The sequence below is a fragment of the Streptomyces sp. NRRL F-2580 genome (assembly GCF_000720115.1).
Lineage (GTDB): Bacteria > Actinomycetota > Actinomycetes > Streptomycetales > Streptomycetaceae > Streptomyces.
The window spans coordinates 167,151-185,762 of record NZ_JOIR01000008.1 but is presented as its reverse complement, the minus strand read 5'-3'; the positions used below and the strand labels follow the sequence as shown (position 1 = coordinate 185,762).

Below are 18,612 nucleotides of genomic sequence, written 5' to 3'. Positions count from 1 at the left end.
GGAAACGCCCGGTTACATTCCGAACCCGGAAGCTAAGCCTTTCAGCGCCGATGGTACTGCAGGGGGGACCCTGTGGGAGAGTAGGACGCCGCCGAACAACCCGCCCTTTTAGCTCAGTCGGTAGAGCGTCTCCATGGTAAGGAGAAGGTCAACGGTTCGATTCCGTTAAAGGGCTCCAACAAAGAAGGCCCCCGCCATTTGGCGGGGGCCTTTTTGCGTTTCCGGCGGTGCTTCCGGCGTTGTCAAGCCCCGACTTCCCGTGCCGTGACCCGTGAGCCCGTGCGGGGCGCAATGGGGTGGACAGTCCGATCTCCTGAGCCGCGGAAAGACCCCTCATGACCATCGCAAGGATCCGACGCTTCGTCCTCGTCATCGTGATCGCCCTGGGCGCCGACGGCGTCTCCCTGGGCTCCTCGGCGTCGGCCGCCCCGGGCACCGCACCCGTGCGGGCGACCTCCGACGCCGACGACCCCCTCGGTCGCTACAAGAACGGGGGCCACTGGCGGCGACACCGATCCCGGTCAAGCGGGACGAGTGACGCGGCTCGCGGCGGCGACACCGACTTCGGTGGCGGCGGCGGCGTGCCCTCGAACGACATCGACTACGGCGTCCGGGTCGGCCCGCCCACCCGCGGTCCCGTCGTGAACCAGAACCAGAGTGCTTAGTCGCCCGTGCGCTGTTCCGGGACGCGGAAGGCCAGGATGGCCATGTCGTCCGAGGCCGGCTCGGCCGCGAAGCGTTCCACGGCGCGCAGGACGCGCGAGGCGACCGCGCCCGCGGTGAGGCCCGTACAGGTGGTGAGGACCTCGGCGAGGCCGTCGTCGCCGAGCATGCGGGTCCCCTCGCGGCGCTCGGTCACGCCGTCGGTGACGCAGAGGAGGACGTCGCCGGGGTCGAGGGTGAGGGTCTGCTCGTAGAGGTCCAGGTCCTCGATCACGCCCAGCAGGGGCTGCGGGTCCGCGGCCGCGTCGACCTGGCCGTTCGGGCGCAGGCGGAGCGGGAGCGGGTGGCCCGCGCAGACGACCTTCATGAGGGCTCCGCCGTCGGGCTGGGGGTGGAGCTCGCCGTAGAGGAGGGTGAGGAAGCGGCTGCGGGCGCCCTCGTCGAGGATGGCCGCGTTGAGGCGTTCGAGGACGGCCGGTCCGCCGAGGCCCTCGCGGGCGAGCAGGCGCAGCGCGTGCCGGGCGAGGCCGGTGACGGCGGCCGCCTCGGGGCCCGTACCGCAGACGTCGCCGATGGCGAAGCCGTACGCGCCGTCGCGGATCGGGAAGACGTCGTAGAAGTCGCCGCCCACCTCGTTGCCCTCGCCGGCGGCGCGGTAGATGACCTCGACCTCCATGCCGGGGATGGCGGGTGAGCCGGGCGGCAGCAGGCTGCGCTGGAGGGAGCGGCTGATCGCGGTGCGCTCGGAGTAGAGGCGGGCGTTGTCGAGGGCGAGAGCGGCCCGGCGGGAGAGGTCCTCGGCGAGTTCGAGGATCTCCTGGCGGAAGCGCTCCTCGCGCGGCTTGCCGAGGGTGAGCATGCCGATCACGCGGTTGCGGGCGAGGAGGGGCAGGACCACGGTCTCCCCGCCGACCGCGAGGGTCGCCTCCGTCCAGGGGCGGGCGCCGGCCTCGCGGACCGGGTCGGGCGGGCTGACCCGGGAGAGCAGGGCCTTGAGGCCGTCGATGCGCTCCTCGTCCTCGTGGAGGACGTAGGAGAGGTACGGGTCGGAGGACTGGTCGGCGATCGTGTAGACGGCGCACCAGGTGGCGAGGGTCGGGACGGTCATCTGGGCCATGAGCGCCAGCGTCTGGTCCCGGTCGAGGGTGCCGGCCAGCAGGTCGGAGGCCTCGACGAGGAAGGAGAGGGAGCCGCGGCGCAGCCGTTCCAGCTCGCCGAGGCGGGCGGACTCGACGGCGAGGGCGATGCGGTCGGCGGCGAATTGGAGGTGGAGTGCCTCTTCGTTGGAGTACCGGCCGGGGGTTTCGGCGGCGACGCCGAGGGAGCCGGTGAGCCGGCCCTCCACCTTGAGGGGGACGGTGACCGCGGAGCGCATGCCGGTGGCCTCCAGGAGCGGGACCGCTCCGGGGACCGCGGTGAGGTCGTCGTGGACGGCGGGCATGCGGGCGGAGCCGTACCGGTTGGTGCCGGCCTCGACGGGGACGCGGGCGAAGCGCTGGCGGGTGGAGGGCAGGCCGGTGGTGGCGCGGACCTCCAGCTCGGTCTCGTCGTCGGTGGCGAGCAGCAGGAAGGCGGCGTCGGCGTCGAGGAGGTCACGGGCGCGTTCGACGGTGCGCTGGAGGAGGCCGTCCAGGTCGTCGGGGGCGGGGGAGCCGATGAAGACCTCGAAGGGGTCCGCGGGGCGCGGCTCGGTGAAGTGGCCGCTGTCGGTGGGCACCCGTACCGGGCTCTGGAGCAGCGCGCGCTCGTCGTCGTGGACGAGGAGGCAGACGGTGGACGGTTCGCCGTGGGCGTCGCGGACGCGCAGGTGGGAGGCGTAGACGGGGATGACGCGGCCGTCCGAGCCGCGGACGCCGTAGCTGCCCTCCCAGCGGGACAGGCGCAGGGCCTCGGCGATGCCGGTTCCGGTGCCGGGGGTCTGCGGCCAGGCCGCGAGTTCGGCGAGGGGGCGGCCGAGGGCCTTCTCGGCGGGGTAGCCGAAGATGTGCTCGGCGTCCTCGTTCCAGGCGGAGATGGTGTCGGCCGCGTCGATCTGGAGGACGGCGACGCGGACCCGGCTGTCGGCGAGGGGGAGCATGCGGTCCGGGACGACGGGGCCGGCGGAGCGGGTACCGACCGGCCGGTCTGGCAGGTCGAGGCGGAACCACACGTGCTTGTGGGTGGCCGTGTACTCGACGCCCCAGCGGGTGGCGAGGGCGGCGCAGAGCATGAGGCCGCGGCCGTTCTCGCTGTCGGGATCGGCGTACGGGCGCTCGTCGGGGTGCCGGAGCGGGAGGTCACGCTCGGGGTAGCGGTCGGCGACCTCGACGCGTACGCCGCCCTCGGTGCGCAGGCACAGGACCTCGGCCCGGGTTCCGGCGTGGACCACGGCATTGGTGACGAGCTCGCTGGTGAGCACCACCGCGTCGTCGACGATGTCCGCGAAACCCCAGCCCTGCAGGGTGTCGCGGACGAACGCGCGAGCGGCGGCGACCGAGCGCCCGAGGGGGTCGAAGCTGGCAGCCGCCCGTGCCGTGATCACGAATCTCCTTCGACGCGGTTGGACATCGGTTGCCAGGTTACTTACCTTCGCGGTCGGCATGGTGCCGTCGTCCGGGAATCCACCCGCAGGGTACGGCGGGTGTGCGATGGTGCCGAAGTGTTATGGCCGGGTTCGGCCAGGGTGAAACACTGGGCAGGCGTGAAGAGCCGGGCAGTGGTACTCGAAGCCCGGCGGAACAGCGGTCGACCCTTTCGGGAGGGACACGGTGGAGTCTGGCGCAGCGGTGCGGCGTACGGGAACGCGGCCGAAGGGCGGACGTCCCCGGCGCGGTGGCACGACGGAGGTCGATACCGCCGCTCTGAACCGGCTGCTCACGGCCCTGGTGTCGATGCGGGACGGGAACTTCCGCAAGCGGCTGACGGTGTCCGGCGAGGGCGTGATGGCGGAGATCGCCGCCGTCTACAACGAGGTCGCCGACCGCAATCTCCACCTGACCGGTGAGCTGTCCCGGGTGCGGCGGATGGTGGGCCGCGAGGGCAAGCTCAGCGAACGGCTGGAAACGGGTGCCTGTGAGGGCTCCTGGGCGGCCGCGATCGACGCCTCGAACCAGTTGGTGGACGACCTGGCCCGCCCGGTGTCCGAGGTGGGCCGGGTGCTGTCGGCGGTGGCCGAGGGCGATCTGGACCAGCGGATGGACCTGCGGACGCAGGCCGGCGACGGGGCGGGGCATCCGCTGCGCGGCGAGTTCCTGAAGGTCGGGCGTACGGTCAACAACCTGGTCGACCAGTTGTCCGCGTTCACCGACGAGGTGACGCGGGTGGCGCTGGAGGTGGGCACCGAGGGCAAACTGGGCGGTCAGGCCCAGGTGCGCGGTATGTCCGGTTCTTGGAAGGACCTGACCGACTCCGTCAACACCATGGCGTACCGGCTCACCGCTCAGGTGCGTGATATCGCTCTCGTCACGACTGCGGTCGCCAAGGGCGATCTGTCGCGCAAGGTCACGGTGCACGTGGCCGGCGAGATGCTCCAGCTGAAGAACACCGTGAACACGATGGTGGACCAGCTGTCGTCCTTCTCCTCCGAGGTGACCCGCGTCGCCCGTGAGGTGGGTACGGAGGGCGAGCTGGGCGGCCAGGCGAAGGTGCCAGGGGTCGCGGGTGTCTGGAAGGACCTGACGGACTCCGTCAACACGATGGCCGGCAACCTGACGGCCCAGGTGCGCGGGATCGCGCAGGTGACGACGGCGGTCGCGAACGGCGACCTGTCGCAGAAGGTGCGGGTGAGCGCGCGCGGCGAGGTGGCGCAGCTGGCCGAAACGATCAACCAGATGACCGAGACCCTACGGACCTTCGCGGACGAGGTCACGCGTGTGGCCAGCGAGGTCGGGGCCAAGGGGACACTCGGCGGCCAGGCGCAGGTGCCGGGTGCCGCGGGGACGTGGAAGGACCTCACCGATTCGGTGAACACGGTCTTCCGCAACCTCACCACGCAGGTGCGGGACATCGCGACGGTGACGACGGCGGTGGCCAACGGCGACCTGTCGCAGAAGGTCACGGTCGACGTGGCCGGCGAGATGCTGGAGCTGAAGAACACCGTCAACACGATGGTGGACCAGCTCCAGTCCTTCGGTGCCGAGGTGACGCGGGTGGCCCGCGAGGTCGGCGTCGAGGGCGAGCTGGGCGGTCAGGCGCAGGTGCCGGGCGCGGCGGGGACGTGGAAGGACCTCACCGACTCGGTGAACACCGCCTTCCGCAACCTCACCGGGCAGGTCCGCAACATCGCGCAGGTGACGACGGCGGTGGCCAACGGCGACCTGTCGCAGAAGGTCACCGTGGACGTCTCGGGCGAGATGCTCCAGCTGAAGAACACCGTGAACACGATGGTGGACCAGCTGTCCTCGTTCGCCGACCAGGTGACGCGGATGGCGCGGGACGTGGGTACGGAGGGCCGGCTCGGCGGCCAGGCCCGCGTGGAGGGAGTCTCCGGCACCTGGAAGGAGCTCACCGACTCCGTCAACTTCATGGCCGGGAACCTGACCTCGCAGGTGCGCCAGATCGCCCAGGTGACGACGGCGGTGGCGCGGGGCGACCTGTCGCAGAAGATCGACGTGGACGCCCGGGGCGAGATCCTGGAGCTGAAGAACACCATCAACACGATGGTGGACCAGCTCTCCGCCTTCGCGGAGCAGGTGACGCGGGTGGCCCGGGACGTGGGTACCGAGGGCCGCCTCGGCGGCCAGGCGCAGGTGCCCGGGGTGGCCGGCGTATGGCGCGACCTGACGGACTCGGTGAACGGCATGGCCGGGAACCTGACCTCGCAGGTGCGCAACATCGCGCAGGTCGCGACGGCGGTGGCGCGCGGCGACCTGTCGCAGAAGATCGACGTGGACGCCCGGGGCGAGATCCTGGAGCTGAAGAACACCCTCAACACGATGGTCGACCAGCTCTCGAACTTCGCGGAGCAGGTGACGCGGGTGGCGCGCGAGGTGGGCACCGAGGGCATCCTCGGCGGTCAGGCGGAGGTCAAGGGTGTCTCCGGCACCTGGAAGGACCTCACGCAGTCCGTCAACTTCATGGCGAACAACCTGACGTCGCAGGTGCGCAACATCGCCGAGGTGACCACGGCCGTGGCCATGGGCGACCTCTCGAAGAAGATCACCGTCGACGCCAAGGGGGAGATCCTCGAACTGGTCACGACCGTCAACACGATGGTGGACCAGCTGTCCTCGTTCGCCGAGCAGGTGACGCGGGTGGCCCGTGAGGTGGGTACGGAGGGCATCCTCGGCGGTCAGGCCCGGGTGCGCGGGGTCACCGGCATCTGGAAGGACCTCAGCGACAACGTCAACACGATGGCCGGCAACCTGACGGCCCAGGTGCGCGGGATCGCCCAGGTCTCGGCGGCGGTCGCCAACGGCGACCTGACGAAGAAGGTCACGGTCGAGGCGCGCGGCGAGGTCGCGCAGCTCGCCGACACGGTCAACACGATGGTGAAGACCCTGTCCTCGTTCGCGGACGAGGTGACGCGCGTGGCCCGCGAGGTGGGTACGGAGGGCCGTCTGGGCGGTCAGGCGCACGTGCCCGGGGTCTCGGGGACGTGGAAGGACCTCACCGACTCGGTGAATTTCATGGCCTCCAACCTCACCGGTCAGGTGCGGCAGATCGCCATGGTCACGACCGCCATCGCCAAGGGCGACATGACCAAGAAGATCGACATCGATGCCCGCGGCGAGATCCTGGAGCTCAAGACCACCATCAACACGATGGTGGACCAGCTGTCCTCCTTCGCCGACCAGGTGACGCGGGTGGCCCGCGAGGTGGGCACCGAGGGCATCCTGGGCGGTCAGGCCCGCGTCCGGGACGTGGACGGCACCTGGCGGGACCTGACGGAGTCCGTGAACGAGATGGCCGGGAACCTCACCCGGCAGGTGCGCGCGATCGCGGCCGTGGCCACCGCGGTGACCCGCGGCGACCTGAGCCTGAAGGTCGACGTGGACGCGGCGGGCGAGATCCAGGTCCTCCAGGACAACATCAACACGATGATCGTCAACCTGCGCGACACCACCTTGGCCAACAAGGAGCAGGACTGGCTCAAGGGCAATCTCGCCCGGATCTCCGCCCTGATGCAGGGCCGCCGGGAGCTCGACGACGTGGCCTCGCTGATCATGAGCGAGCTGACGCCGGTGGTCTCCGCGCAGCACGGCGCGTTCTTCCTGGCGCTGCCGACCGGCGGCACCACCGAGATCGGGACGGAGGGGGGCGCGGACGGCTCGTACGAGCTGCGGATGCGCGGGAGCTACGCGTACGCGGGCGGCCAGATGCCCATCTCCTTCCGGCCGGGGGAGGGGCTGATCGGGACCGTCGCCGAGGAGAAGCGGACGATCCTCGTCGAGAACACCCCGCCCGGCTACCTGAAGATCTCCTCGGGGCTGGGCGAGGCGCCGCCGGCGCACGTGATCGTGCTGCCGGTGCTCTTCGAGGGGAAGGTGCTCGGCGTCATCGAGCTGGCCTCGTTCACGCCGTTCACGCAGATCCAGAAGGACTTCCTCAGCCAGATCGCCGAGATGATCGGTACGAGCGTCAACACCATCAGCGTCAACTCCAAGACGGAGATGCTGCTGAAGCAGTCGCAGGAGATGACCGAGCAGCTGCGCGAGCGCTCGGACGAGCTGGAGAACCGGCAGAAGGCCCTGCAGGCCGCGAACGCGGAGCTGGAGGAGAAGGCCGAGCTGCTGGCCCAGCAGAACCGGGACATCGAGGTGAAGAACACCGAGATCGAGGAGGCCCGGCAGGTCCTGGAGGAGCGCGCCGAGCAGCTCGCGGTCTCGATGCGCTACAAGTCCGAGTTCCTGGCGAACATGTCGCACGAGCTGCGGACCCCGCTCAACTCGCTGCTGATCCTGGCCAAGCTGCTCGCCGACAACGCGGACGAGAACCTGTCGCCGAAGCAGGTGGAGTTCGCCGAGACCATCCACGGCGCGGGTTCGGACCTGCTGCAGCTGATCAACGACATCCTCGACCTGTCGAAGGTCGAGGCCGGGAAGATGGACGTCTCGCCGACCCGGATCGCGCTCGTGCAGCTCGTGGACTACGTGGAGGCCACCTTCCGGCCGCTGACGGCGGAGAAGGGCCTGGACTTCTCGGTCCGGGTCTCGCCGGAGCTGCCGGCCACCCTGCACACCGACGAGCAGCGGCTCCTCCAGGTGCTGCGCAACCTGCTGTCGAACGCGGTGAAGTTCACCGACGGCGGGGCGGTGGAGCTGGTGATCCGGCCGGCCGGTGCCGATGTGCCGACGGCGATCCGGGAGCAGCTGCTGGAGGCCGGTTCGCTGCGCGAGGCGGACGCGGACCTGATCGCCTTCTCGGTCACCGACACCGGGATCGGGATCGCGGCCAGCAAGATGCTGGTGATCTTCGAGGCGTTCAAGCAGGCGGACGGGACGACGAGCCGCAAGTACGGCGGCACCGGCCTGGGCCTGTCCATCAGCCGGGAGATCGCCCGGCTGCTCGGCGGGGAGATCCACGCGGCGAGCGAGCCCGGCCGCGGGTCCACCTTCACGCTGTACCTGCCGCTGCACCCGAGCGAGCTGCCCCCGCAGGGGTACGCGCCGCCCACGCCCGGCGGTGGCCGCGGCGAGCTGTACCGCAGGTCCCTGGACGGGGCGCGGCCGGTGCTGCCGTCGGCCCCGGCCGGGCCAGCGGCCGCACCGTCGGGGCCGCCCCAGCCGGCGCGGCCCGCGCTGTCGGCCGCCGAGCCGGGCGGGCCGGGGCAGAACGGCGGGGCCGCGCTGTTCCGGCGGCGGCGCAAGGCGCTGAGCGACCTGGAGCCGCGTACGGCGGTGCCGGGGCAGCCGAACGCGGTGGCGGCCGAGGACGGCTGGGGCAGCGTTGAGGACGAACTTCCGGTGGTGCCCCGGACGTACGACTTCCACGGCGAGAAGGTGCTCATCGTGGACGACGACGTACGCAACGTCTTCGCGCTCACCAGCGTGCTGGAGCAGCACGGACTGGCGGTGCTCTACGCGGAGAACGGACGGGAGGGCATCGAAGTCCTGGAACAGCACGAGGACGTGACGGTCGTACTGATGGACATCATGATGCCCGAGATGGACGGATACGCGACGACCTCGGCGATCCGGCGGATGCCGCAGTTCGCGGGCCTGCCGATCATCGCGCTGACGGCGAAGGCGATGAAGGGCGACCGGGAGAAGGCGATCGACTCCGGTGCTTCCGACTATGTCACCAAGCCGGTCGACCCCGACTACCTTCTGTCGGTGATGGAACAGTGGATGCGGGGCAAGTGACCGCCGGGAGAGCGGTGCATACCAATTGCTGACTCACTGTGGCCGGAGCGGTGTGGGAACCCGGTAGACGGGGAACCTTCTGCTCTCCCACCACGTTTCTGCTTCGTGCACAGTGACATCCTGGTGACAGGGTGTGGCGATCTCGGGACTGGGGCTACGATGACCGGCACAAGGACGGACGGCGCAAGGATGCCGTCCTCTGGGGCGGGGCCCGGCGCACAGGCCGGAGCCAGGAGCCGGGGAGGCCCCGTGCCGGGGCGAGGAGGACAGGGCATGGTGCAGAAGGCCAAGATCCTCCTGGTCGACGACCGGCCGGAGAATCTGCTGGCGCTGGAGGCCATCCTCTCCGCGCTCGATCAGACACTGGTCCGGGCGTCGTCGGGGGAGGAAGCGCTCAAGGCGCTGCTGACGGACGATTTCGCGGTCATCCTGCTGGATGTCCAGATGCCGGGGATGGACGGATTCGAGACGGCCGCGCACATCAAGCGGCGCGAGCGGACCCGGGACATCCCGATCATCTTCCTCACCGCGATCAACCACGGTCCGCACCACACGTTCCGCGGTTACGCGGCGGGTGCGGTCGACTACATCTCGAAGCCCTTCGACCCGTGGGTGCTGCGGGCCAAGGTCTCGGTCTTCGTGGAGCTGTACACGAAGAACTGCCAACTGCGCGAGCAGGCGGCCCTGCTGCGCCTCCAGCTGGAGGGCGGCAGCGGCTCCAACGGCGTGGACGCCGGCAAGGAGACGGCCGGGCTGCTGGCCGAGCTCTCCGCGCGGCTCGCGGCGGTCGAGGAGCAGGCCGAGGCGCTGACCAAGCAGCTCGGCGAGGACTCGGCCGACGCGGGCGTGGTGGCGACCGCGGCCCACCTGGAGCGCAAGCTCACGGGGCTGCGGCGGGCGCTCGACGCGCTGGAGCCCGGGACCGCCGGAGGGGCTCCGGCCCTGCCGTCGCAGAACTGACCGCGCGGGCGTCGGCTCTGGCGGTGCGTCAAAGCACCTGCGGAGCCGACGACACGAACGGGTGAAGGGGTGGGCACGCGTGTCCACCGGCGCGCGCACCGGTAACCTCGGGCCCATGGCCTCAAGTACGTCCGGCAAGGGTTCCCAGAGCACCGCGGGCACCGCGAAGGGCCGCACCGGCCGTACGACGGCGCCGGCCAAGAAGGCGGCCCCCGCGCGCAAGCCCCCGGCGAAGAAGGCGGCGGCCGCCAAGCGCGCCCCGGCCAAGAAGGCCGCGGCCAAGCCCGCGCCGTCCCCGACGGGGGGCGTGGTGTGGCTGGTGCGCGCGGTGTGGCTCGGCTGCGCGCACGCGGTCGGCGCCGTCTTCCGCGGGATCGGCCAGGGGGCCAAGAACCTCGACCCCGCCCACCGCAAGGACGGCGTCGCGCTGCTGCTGCTCGCCCTCGCGCTGATCGTGGCCGCCGGTACCTGGTCGAACCTGAGCGGTCCGGTCGGGGATCTGGTGACCATGCTGGTCACCGGTGCCTTCGGGCGACTGGATCTGCTCGTGCCGATCCTGCTCGGCGTCATGGCGGTACGTTTCATCCGCCATCCCGAGCAGACCGACGCCAACGGCCGCATCGGCATCGGGCTCTCCGCCCTCGTCATCGGGGTCCTGGGCCTGGTCCACATCGCCTGCGGGGCGCCCGGCCGCGACGAGGGCACCACCGCGATGCAGAACGCGGGCGGGCTCGTGGGCTGGGCCGCCTCCAAGCCGCTGATCTTCACGATGGGCGCGCCGCTGGCCGTGCCCATGCTGGTGCTGCTCACGATCTTCGGGCTGCTGGTGGTCACCGCGACCCCGGTCAACGCGATCCCGCAGCGACTGCGCAGGCTCGGCATCCGGCTCGGGATCATCGCCCCGAACGCGTACGACGAGGGGTACGGGGAGGCCGACGGCGCCGCCGAGCGCCGGGACCGGCACGACGCGGAGCAGTGGCGGGCCCGTACGGGCGCGTCCGTCGGCTCCGACGGCCCGGCGGACGCCGCCGAGGAGGAGGCGCTCGCCCGGCGGCGCCGGCCGCGCAGGAGCTCCGCCCGGCCGGCCATGAACCGGGAGATGGACGCCGTCGACGTGGCCGCGGCGGCCGCCGCCGCGTTGGACGGGGCGGTCTACGGCGGCCTGCCGCCCTCCCCGCTCGTCGCCGACCTCACGCACGGCATCACCGTCGAGCGGGAGGGCGTGGACGCGGAGATCACCGCGCCCGTGCCGACCGCCCGCGGGGAGCGCCCCGCGGCGCCCGTCGCCCCCGAGCCTCCGACTGCTTCCGAGCCCCCCGCCGAGCAGCCGCACGCCACCACCGCCGCGGCCTCCGGGACCCTGTCGGTGCCCGACCTGACCAAGGCCCCGCCGCAGACCCAGGCGCTGCCACCGCGCGCCGAGCAGCTCCAGCTGCGCGGGGACATCACGTACGCCCTGCCCTCGCTGGACCTGCTGGAGAAGGGCGGGCCCGGCAAGACCCGCAGCGCCGCCAACGACGCGGTGGTCGCCTCGCTGCGCAACGTGTTCACCGAGTTCAAGGTCGACGCGGACGTCACCGGCTTCACCCGGGGGCCGACGGTCACCCGGTACGAGGTCACGCTGGGCGCCGCGGTCAAGGTCGAGCGGATCACCGCCCTGACCAAGAACATCGCCTACGCCGTGGCCTCGCCGGACGTGCGGATCATCAGCCCGATCCCGGGCAAGTCGGCGGTCGGCATCGAGATCCCGAACACCGACCGCGAGATGGTCAACCTGGGCGACGTACTGCGGCTCGCGGACGCGGCCGAGGACGACCACCCGATGCTGGTCGCGCTCGGCAAGGACGTCGAGGGCGGCTACGTCATGGCCAACCTCGCCAAGATGCCGCACGTGCTCGTGGCCGGCGCCACCGGTTCCGGAAAGTCCTCCTGCATCAACTGCCTGATCACCTCCGTGATGGTCCGGGCGACCCCGGAGGACGTGCGGATGGTGCTCGTCGACCCCAAGCGGGTGGAGCTGACGGCGTACGAGGGCATTCCGCACCTGATCACGCCGATCATCACCAACCCCAAGCGGGCCGCCGAGGCGCTCCAGTGGGTCGTGCGCGAGATGGACCTGCGCTACGACGACCTGGCCGCCTTCGGCTACCGGCACATCGACGACTTCAACCAGGCCATCCGGGACGGCAAGATCAAACTGCCGCCGGGCAGCGAGCGGGAGCTCAGCCCGTACCCGTACCTGCTGGTGATCGTCGACGAGCTGGCCGACCTGATGATGGTGGCCCCGCGCGACGTCGAGGACTCGATCGTCCGGATCACCCAGCTGGCCCGCGCGGCCGGCATCCACCTGGTGCTCGCCACCCAGCGGCCCTCAGTGGACGTGGTCACCGGCCTGATCAAGGCGAACGTGCCCTCGCGGCTCGCGTTCGCCACCTCCTCGCTCGCCGACAGCCGGGTCATCCTCGACCAGCCGGGCGCCGAGAAGCTCATCGGCAAGGGCGACGGGCTGTTCCTGCCCATGGGGGCGAACAAGCCGGTCCGCCTCCAGGGGGCCTTCGTCACCGAGGACGAGATCGCCGGGATCGTCCAGCACTGCAAGGACCAGATGGCGCCCGTCTTCCGGGAGGACGTCACGGTCGGGCAGAAGCAGAAGAAGGAGATCGACGAGGACATCGGCGACGACCTGGACCTGCTGTGCCAGGCGGCGGAGCTGGTGGTCACCACGCAGTTCGGCTCCACCTCGATGCTCCAGCGCAAGCTGCGGGTGGGCTTCGCCAAGGCCGGGCGGCTGATGGACCTCATGGAATCGCGGGGGATCGTCGGTCCGAGCGAGGGTTCGAAGGCGCGCGACGTCCTGCTGAAGGCCGACGAGCTGGACGACGTGCTCGCCGTCATCCGCGGCGAGGCCCATCCGTAATCAAATCGCGAGCAACCGTTTCCCTTGGGCCCACGTCCAGTTGAAGGGAGGTAGTGGCACCGCGCACGACCTCGCGTACGGCGTCGGTCCGCCACGCCGGAGCGGACCTCCCTTCGCCATTCGTATGGCGTATGAAGTGCACCCTCCGGTTGCTCCACCCTTTCGTCACCCCCCTAGACTGGACATCCAGCAGGTGGCTACACGCTCGAAAGGCGCCCACGTGTCCATCGGCAACGCCAACTCCCCCGAAGAAGAGCGGCCTTCGACCGACGACCGGTCCGAGGACCGCATCGTCGAACGACCCGTCGAGACCCCGTCCATCGGGACCGCCCTCAAGAAGGCCCGCATCGCCGCCGGGCTCACCGTCGACGAGGTCAGTTCCATCACCCGCGTGCGCATCCCGATCGTGCACGCGATCGAAGAGGACGACTTCACGCGGTGCGGCGGCGACGTGTACGCCCGCGGTCACATCCGTACGCTCGCCCGCGCCGTCCACCTCGACCCGGTACCCCTGGTCGAGAGCTACGACGCGGCCCACGGCGGCCGGCCGGCACCCACGCCCGCCGCGCCGATGTTCGACGCCGAGCGCATCCGTCCCGAACGGCAGCGGCCCAACTGGACCGCGGCCATGGTCGCCGCCATCGTCGCCGTGATCGGCTTCGTGGGCTTCACCGCCTTCAGCGGCGGCGACGCGAAGGACAAGCGACCGGTGGCGGAAGGTTCCGCCGCGCCGAAGCCGGCAGCACCCAAGCAGACCGGGGGCAAGCCGGCCGCGCAGCCCCAGCCGACCCCGGCCCCGCCCAAGCCGGAGCCCTCGGACAGCGCGATCGCCGCCGCGCCCAAGGACCTCGTCACGGTCGTCCTGACGGCCGACACCGGCGAGAGCTGGATCTCCGCGAAGGACTCCACCGGCCGGCTGCTCTTCGACGGCACCCTCACGCAGGGTCAGTCCAAGACCTTCACCGACAAGGAGTCCGTCGACCTCGTGCTCGGCGACGCCGGGGCCGTGAAGCTCTTCGTGAACGGCAAGGAGATCAAGGACGACTTCCAGCCGGGTCAGGTGGAACGTCTCACATACACCAAGGCGGACCCTCTTCAGGACCAGCCCCAGGCGGGCTGATCGGAGGCCGCCCCAGGGCGGAACAGGGAAATCCGGATCCCCGGGGTGCTGCGCCGCACCCCGGGGATCTTGCTGTACCGGGACTTGCGGCTGGGGCCGACGCCGGGACGAAGTAGTCTTGAGTCCATGCCCGAACGCCGTACCGTCGCCCTTGTCACTCTTGGCTGCGCCCGTAACGAGGTGGACTCGGAGGAGCTCGCAGGCCGCCTGGCGGCGGATGGCTGGGAGCTCGTCGAGGACGCCGCCGATGCGGACGTAGCCGTCGTCAACACCTGCGGCTTCGTCGAAGCCGCCAAAAAGGACTCCGTAGACGCCCTCCTGGAAGCCAACGATCTCAAGGATCACGGCAAGACCCAGGCGGTCGTCGCCGTCGGCTGCATGGCCGAGCGCTACGGCAAGGAGCTCGCCGAAGCCCTGCCGGAAGCCGACGGAGTCCTCGGTTTCGACGACTACGCCGACATCTCCAACCGCCTCCAGACCATCCTGAACGGCGGCAGCGTGGAGGCCCACACCCCGCGCGACCGGCGCAAGCTGCTGCCGATCAGCCCCGCGGAGCGGCAGAGCGCCGACGTGGCCCTCCCCGGCCACGCCCAGGAGCCGGCCGAGGCCCCCGCCGACCTGCCCACCGGGCTCGCGCCCGCCTCCGGGCCGCGCGCACCCCTGCGCCGCCGCCTGGACAAGAGCCCCGTGGCCTCGGTCAAGCTGGCCTCCGGCTGCGACCGGCGCTGCTCCTTCTGCGCCATCCCGTCCTTCCGCGGCTCCTTCATCTCCCGCCGCCCCAGCGACGTGCTGGGCGAGACCCGCTGGCTCGCCGAGCAGGGCGTCAAGGAGGTCATGCTGGTCTCCGAGAACAACACCTCGTACGGCAAGGACCTCGGCGACATCCGGCTGCTGGAGAGCCTGCTGCCCGAGCTGGCCGCGGTCGACGGCATCGAGCGCGTGCGCGTGAGCTACCTGCAGCCCGCCGAGATGCGGCCGGGCCTGATCGACGTGCTCACCTCGACCCCCAAGGTCGTCCCGTACTTCGACCTGTCCTTCCAGCACTCGGCCCCCGACGTGCTGCGCGCCATGCGCCGCTTCGGTGACACCGACCGGTTCCTGGAGCTGCTGGACACCATCCGGAGCAAGGCCCCGCAGGCCGGTGTGCGGTCCAACTTCATCGTCGGCTTCCCCGGCGAGAAGGAGTCGGACTTCGCCGAGCTGGAGCGTTTCCTCACCCACGCGCGGCTCGACGCCATCGGCATCTTCGGCTACTCCGACGAGGACGGCACCGAGGCCGTCGGCTACGACCACAAGCTGGACGAGGACACCATCGCCGAGCGGCTCGCGCACATGCAGCGGCTCGCCGAGGAGCTCACCTCGCAGCGCGCCGAGGAGCGCATCGGAGAGACCCTGGAGGTACTCGTCGAGTCCGTGGAGACGGTCGACGAGGACGGCGACGGTGCCTACGGGCGCGCCGCCCACCAGGCCCCCGAAACCGACGGCCAGGTCGTCTTCACGGACAGCACGGGCCTGGTCCCCGGGCGTATCGTCACCGCCAAGGTGGTCGGCACCCTCGGGGTGGACCTGGTGGCGGAGCCCCTGGGCATGGATCTTGAGGAGGCGGCCGGATGACCGGAGTCCCGGCATCTGCGGCGGGCGGGACCGATCGCCGGCCCGTACCCGGCGCGAAGCTGGGGGCCGCGGCGGTCAATCAGGCCAGCCTGTGGAACATCGCCAACATCCTGACGATGATCCGGCTCGTCCTGGTGCCGGGATTCGTCTTCCTGCTGCTCGCCGAGGGCGGCTACGACCCGGCCTGGCGGGCCTGGGCCTGGGCGGCGTTCGCCGTCGCCATGATCACGGACATCTTCGACGGGCACCTGGCCCGCACGTACGACCTGGTCACGGACTTCGGCAAGATCGCCGACCCCATCGCCGACAAGGCGATCATGGGGTCGGCGCTGATCTGCCTCTCCTGGCTCGGTGACCTTCCCTGGTGGGTGACCGGGGTGATCCTCGGGCGGGAGCTCGGGATCACGCTGCTGCGCTTCTGGGTCATCCGCTACGGAGTGATTCCGGCCAGCCGTGGCGGCAAGCTCAAGACCTTGGCGCAGGGCACGGCGGTGGGCATGTACGTGCTCGCGCTGACCGGGGCGCTGGCGACCATGCGCTTCTGGGTGATGGCGATCGCAGTCGTGCTGACCGTGGTCACCGGTTTGGACTACATCCGGCAGGCGGTCGTACTGCGCCGCCAGGGTCTCGAGGCGGAGCGGGCCGCGCGGTGACCTACGGGGCGGGGGATTCCTTCCGGGTGACCGGAGGCGGAGCGGAGACGTCGCCGGGCGGGGCCGGCACGGTCGGAGAGGTCGACCATGTGTTCGACATCGCCGCGGAGGTGCTGCGGCTGCTCACGGAAAGTGACCAGACGCTCGCCGTGGCGGAATCCCTGACCGGCGGCATGGTGGCCGCCGAGCTCACGGCGGTCCCCGGCGCCTCGCAGTCCTTCCGCGGATCCGTCACGGCGTACGCCACGGAGATCAAGCACCGGGTCCTCGGGGTCGACGCGGAGCTGCTCGCGGCCGAAGGCGCGGTGAACGCGCAGGTCGCGGCGGAGATGGCAGCCGGTGTGCGGCGGCTGATGGGCGCTTCGTGGGGAATTGCGACCACTGGGGTGGCCGGTCCGCAGCCGCAGGACGGGCACCCGGTGGGCACGGTTTTCGTCGCGGTGGACGGTCCGGGGGGCAGGAAAACGGTCCGGCTGAGGTTGAACGGCTCCCGTACGGAAATTCGTAGGGAGAGTGCACGCACAGTGCTCGAGCTTCTCTCAGGCCAACTCCGTGAGAATGCGCGGAGGCAGGATACGGAACAGAACGGGGGGATTTGATGTTTGCAGCCCTGAGTGAACACGACATCGCTCCCCGCACGGCCGCGGCGCGAGGCGGTACGGTGGGGCGTGAAGGATGCGGCTACACGGTCAGAGGAGGGAGCCACCGATGATTCTGCTCCGTCGCCTGCTGGGTGACGTGCTGCGTCGGCAGCGCCAGCGCCAGGGCCGTACTCTGCGCGAAGTCTCCTCGTCGGCCCGAGTTTCGCTCGGCTATCTCTCCGAGGTGGAGCGGGGGCAGAAGGAGGCATCCTCCGAGCTGCTCTCCGCGATCTGCGACGCGTTGGACGTACGGATGTCCGAGCTGATGCGCGAAGTCAGTGACGAACTGTCGCTGGCCGAGCTGGCACAGTCGGCCGCGGCAAGCGAACCGGTGAGCGTGCCGGTCCGCCCGATGCTCAATTCGGTCTCCATGGCTTCGGTCACGGGTGGACCGGAGCGGGTGACCATCAAGGCGCCTGCGGAAGCGGTGAATGTCGTAGCCGCGTGAGCGAGCACGTGAGCGTTTGAGCGTGGCAGGAGCCCCGGCCGGTGCGTGAAGCACCGGCCGGGGCTCCTGGCCGTTCTGGGTGCGGTGCCGGGGGCGGTGCGCGAGGATGGGGCAGTCCGGGTCCCGGCCCTCAGACTCCGTCTGGGGGGACCCCCAGGGAGGCAGCCGTGCGGCGGTTACTGCGCATACCTGCGGCATTGGCCCTCGCGCTGACGGTGGGGGTGCTGTGGTGGTGGGCCGTGCTGCGGCTGGTACTGGCGCCCGAGGAGTCCGGGGCGGTGGAGGGCGCGGTGGCGGTGGGCGGCTGGGGGCTGGGGCTGCTGCCGGTGCACTGTGTACCGGGCCCGGTGCGCAAGGCCCGGCGGTCGGCGGGTGCCGGCGTCCGCGGCGGGGCCACCGGGGGAGCGGACGGCCTGGGGGGTCCGGGGGGTCCTGGCGGCTCCGGAGACGCGGGCGGTGCGTCCGGTGGGGGCGGCGCGGGCGGTGCCGGGTCTACCAGGGCATCGACACTCCGCCGTTCGGGCGAAGGATCTGACCCGTCATGAACGACGAGGCGTCCGAGGCCAGGTAGAGCACCGCCTGGGCGATGTCCTCGGGCTCGCCGACCCGGCGCAGGGGGGACATGCGGGCCATCGCCGCCTCGGTCTGCTCCTGGACCTCGGGGCTGTGGCGGCCGGTCATCGGGGTGCGGATCCAGCCGGGGGCGACGGCGTTGACGCGTATGCCGTGCGGGCCGGCCTCGGTGGCGAGGGTCTTGGTCAGCTGGACCACGGCGGCCTTGGCGGCGCTGTAGCAGAGCAGGCCGGGCTGGGCGGCGTCCACGGCCCCGGAGGCCATGGTGACGATGGAGCCGCGGCGGCCCGCCGCGATCATGCTGCGGGCGGCCTCCTGGCAGGTGCGCAGCACCCCCTTGAAATTGATGTCCAGGACCCGGTCGAGGTCCTCGTCGGTCGTCTCCAGGACGCTGCTGGTGTGCATGACTCCGGCGATGGCGGCCGTGATGTCGAGCGGGCCCGCCGCGGTCACGGCCGCCCGGAGCGCGGCCCGGTCGGTGACGTCGAGGGGATGGACGGTGGCGGCGCCGCCGGCCTTGGTGACGAGGGCGGCCGTCTCGGCGAGGCCCTGCTCGTCGCGGTCCGCGCAGTGGACGTGCGCGCCCGCCTCGGCGAGGAGGACGGCGGTGGCGCGGCCGATGCCGCTGGCGGCGCCGGTGACCAGGGCGGTGCGGCCGATGAGGTCGTACGAGGCCGTGGGTGTGGGCATGACGGGACGGTACGACTGAATCTGACGGGCCGTCAACCAGTGCGTCCCACC

Annotated in this window: 11 protein-coding genes, 1 tRNA gene and 1 rRNA gene; 11 read left to right on the top strand and 2 right to left on the bottom strand. The window is 71.0% G+C overall.

The annotated features are described in order from the left end of the window. The 3 genes from rrf to IF88_RS0110875 form a co-directional block, all read left to right on the top strand. Positions 1-97 (top strand): 5S ribosomal RNA (gene rrf, locus IF88_RS42025); the annotation flags it as partial. Between the two features lie 5 nt (positions 98-102). Then, a tRNA-Thr gene (locus IF88_RS0110880) sits at positions 103-178 on the top strand. Between the two features lie 157 nt (positions 179-335). Then, positions 336-665, top strand: coding sequence for a hypothetical protein (locus tag IF88_RS0110875; protein ID WP_030709755.1), 330 nt, complete (start codon positions 336-338; stop codon positions 663-665). On the opposite strand, the gene IF88_RS0110870 is transcribed toward IF88_RS0110875, so the two are convergent. Further along, positions 662-3,244 (bottom strand): SpoIIE family protein phosphatase, encoded by a 2,583-nt coding sequence (locus IF88_RS0110870; protein ID WP_063754781.1) that lies wholly within the window; start codon positions 3,242-3,244, stop codon positions 662-664. The two genes, IF88_RS0110875 and IF88_RS0110870, sit on opposite strands and share 4 nt — an antisense overlap. Positions 3,245-3,410: 166 nt before the next feature. On the opposite strand from IF88_RS0110870, the gene IF88_RS0110865 reads away from it, so the two are divergent. From IF88_RS0110865 to IF88_RS0110830, 8 genes are all read left to right on the top strand, one after another. Further along, entirely contained in the window at positions 3,411-8,945 is a 5,535-nt protein-coding gene (locus IF88_RS0110865) for a HAMP domain-containing protein (protein ID WP_199808057.1), read from the top strand. Between the two features lie 273 nt (positions 8,946-9,218). Next, complete coding sequence (locus IF88_RS0110860; RefSeq protein WP_030709749.1) at positions 9,219-9,905, top strand: response regulator; 687 nt, start codon at positions 9,219-9,221, stop codon at positions 9,903-9,905. A 115-nt stretch (positions 9,906-10,020) separates the two neighbouring features. Then, positions 10,021-12,822, top strand: coding sequence for a DNA translocase FtsK (locus IF88_RS0110855; protein WP_051836716.1), 2,802 nt, complete (start codon positions 10,021-10,023; stop codon positions 12,820-12,822). Between the two features lie 220 nt (positions 12,823-13,042). After that, the gene (locus IF88_RS0110850) at positions 13,043-13,942 is read left to right on the top strand and encodes a helix-turn-helix domain-containing protein (RefSeq protein WP_030709745.1); all 900 of its coding nucleotides are present in this window, start codon (positions 13,043-13,045) and stop codon (positions 13,940-13,942) included. A gap of 126 nt (positions 13,943-14,068) precedes the next feature. After that, complete coding sequence (gene rimO / locus IF88_RS0110845) at positions 14,069-15,556, top strand: 30S ribosomal protein S12 methylthiotransferase RimO (RefSeq protein ID WP_030709743.1); 1,488 nt, start codon at positions 14,069-14,071, stop codon at positions 15,554-15,556. Next, positions 15,553-16,209, top strand: coding sequence for a CDP-diacylglycerol--glycerol-3-phosphate 3-phosphatidyltransferase (gene pgsA / locus IF88_RS0110840; RefSeq protein ID WP_030709741.1), 657 nt, complete (start codon positions 15,553-15,555; stop codon positions 16,207-16,209). The genes rimO and pgsA overlap by 4 nt, the downstream gene beginning before the upstream one ends. Before the next feature lie 89 nt (positions 16,210-16,298). Further along, positions 16,299-16,808: a CinA family protein gene (locus IF88_RS0110835; RefSeq protein WP_030709739.1), complete on the top strand. Its 510-nt coding sequence runs from the start codon at positions 16,299-16,301 to the stop codon at positions 16,806-16,808. 109 nt (positions 16,809-16,917) lie between these two features. Next, the gene (locus tag IF88_RS0110830) at positions 16,918-17,298 is read left to right on the top strand and encodes a helix-turn-helix domain-containing protein (RefSeq protein WP_030012484.1); all 381 of its coding nucleotides are present in this window, start codon (positions 16,918-16,920) and stop codon (positions 17,296-17,298) included. Positions 17,299-17,790: 492 nt separating this feature from the next. Here the strand turns inward: IF88_RS0110830 and IF88_RS0110825 are convergent, their stop codons facing one another. Further along, on the bottom strand, positions 17,791-18,561 hold the full coding sequence (locus IF88_RS0110825; protein ID WP_030709737.1) for an SDR family NAD(P)-dependent oxidoreductase: 771 nt from the start codon (positions 18,559-18,561) through the stop codon (positions 17,791-17,793). Positions 18,562-18,612 lie beyond the last annotated feature (51 nt).

Bases quoted from the DNA above. Each gene is read 5' to 3' on its own strand.
- IF88_RS0110875 (WP_030709755.1), top strand. From the start codon at position 336: ATGACCATCGCAAGGATCCGACGCTTCGTCCTCGTCATCGTGATCGCC.
- IF88_RS0110870 (WP_063754781.1), bottom strand. From the start codon at position 3,244: ATGCCGACCGCGAAGGTAAGTAACCTGGCAACCGATGTCCAACCGCGT.
- IF88_RS0110860 (WP_030709749.1), top strand. From the start codon at position 9,219: ATGGTGCAGAAGGCCAAGATCCTCCTGGTCGACGACCGGCCGGAGAAT.
- IF88_RS0110855 (WP_051836716.1), top strand. From the start codon at position 10,021: ATGGCCTCAAGTACGTCCGGCAAGGGTTCCCAGAGCACCGCGGGCACC.
- rimO (WP_030709743.1), top strand. From the start codon at position 14,069: ATGCCCGAACGCCGTACCGTCGCCCTTGTCACTCTTGGCTGCGCCCGT.
- pgsA (WP_030709741.1), top strand. From the start codon at position 15,553: ATGACCGGAGTCCCGGCATCTGCGGCGGGCGGGACCGATCGCCGGCCC.
- IF88_RS0110830 (WP_030012484.1), top strand. From the start codon at position 16,918: ATGATTCTGCTCCGTCGCCTGCTGGGTGACGTGCTGCGTCGGCAGCGC.
- IF88_RS0110825 (WP_030709737.1), bottom strand. From the start codon at position 18,561: ATGCCCACACCCACGGCCTCGTACGACCTCATCGGCCGCACCGCCCTG.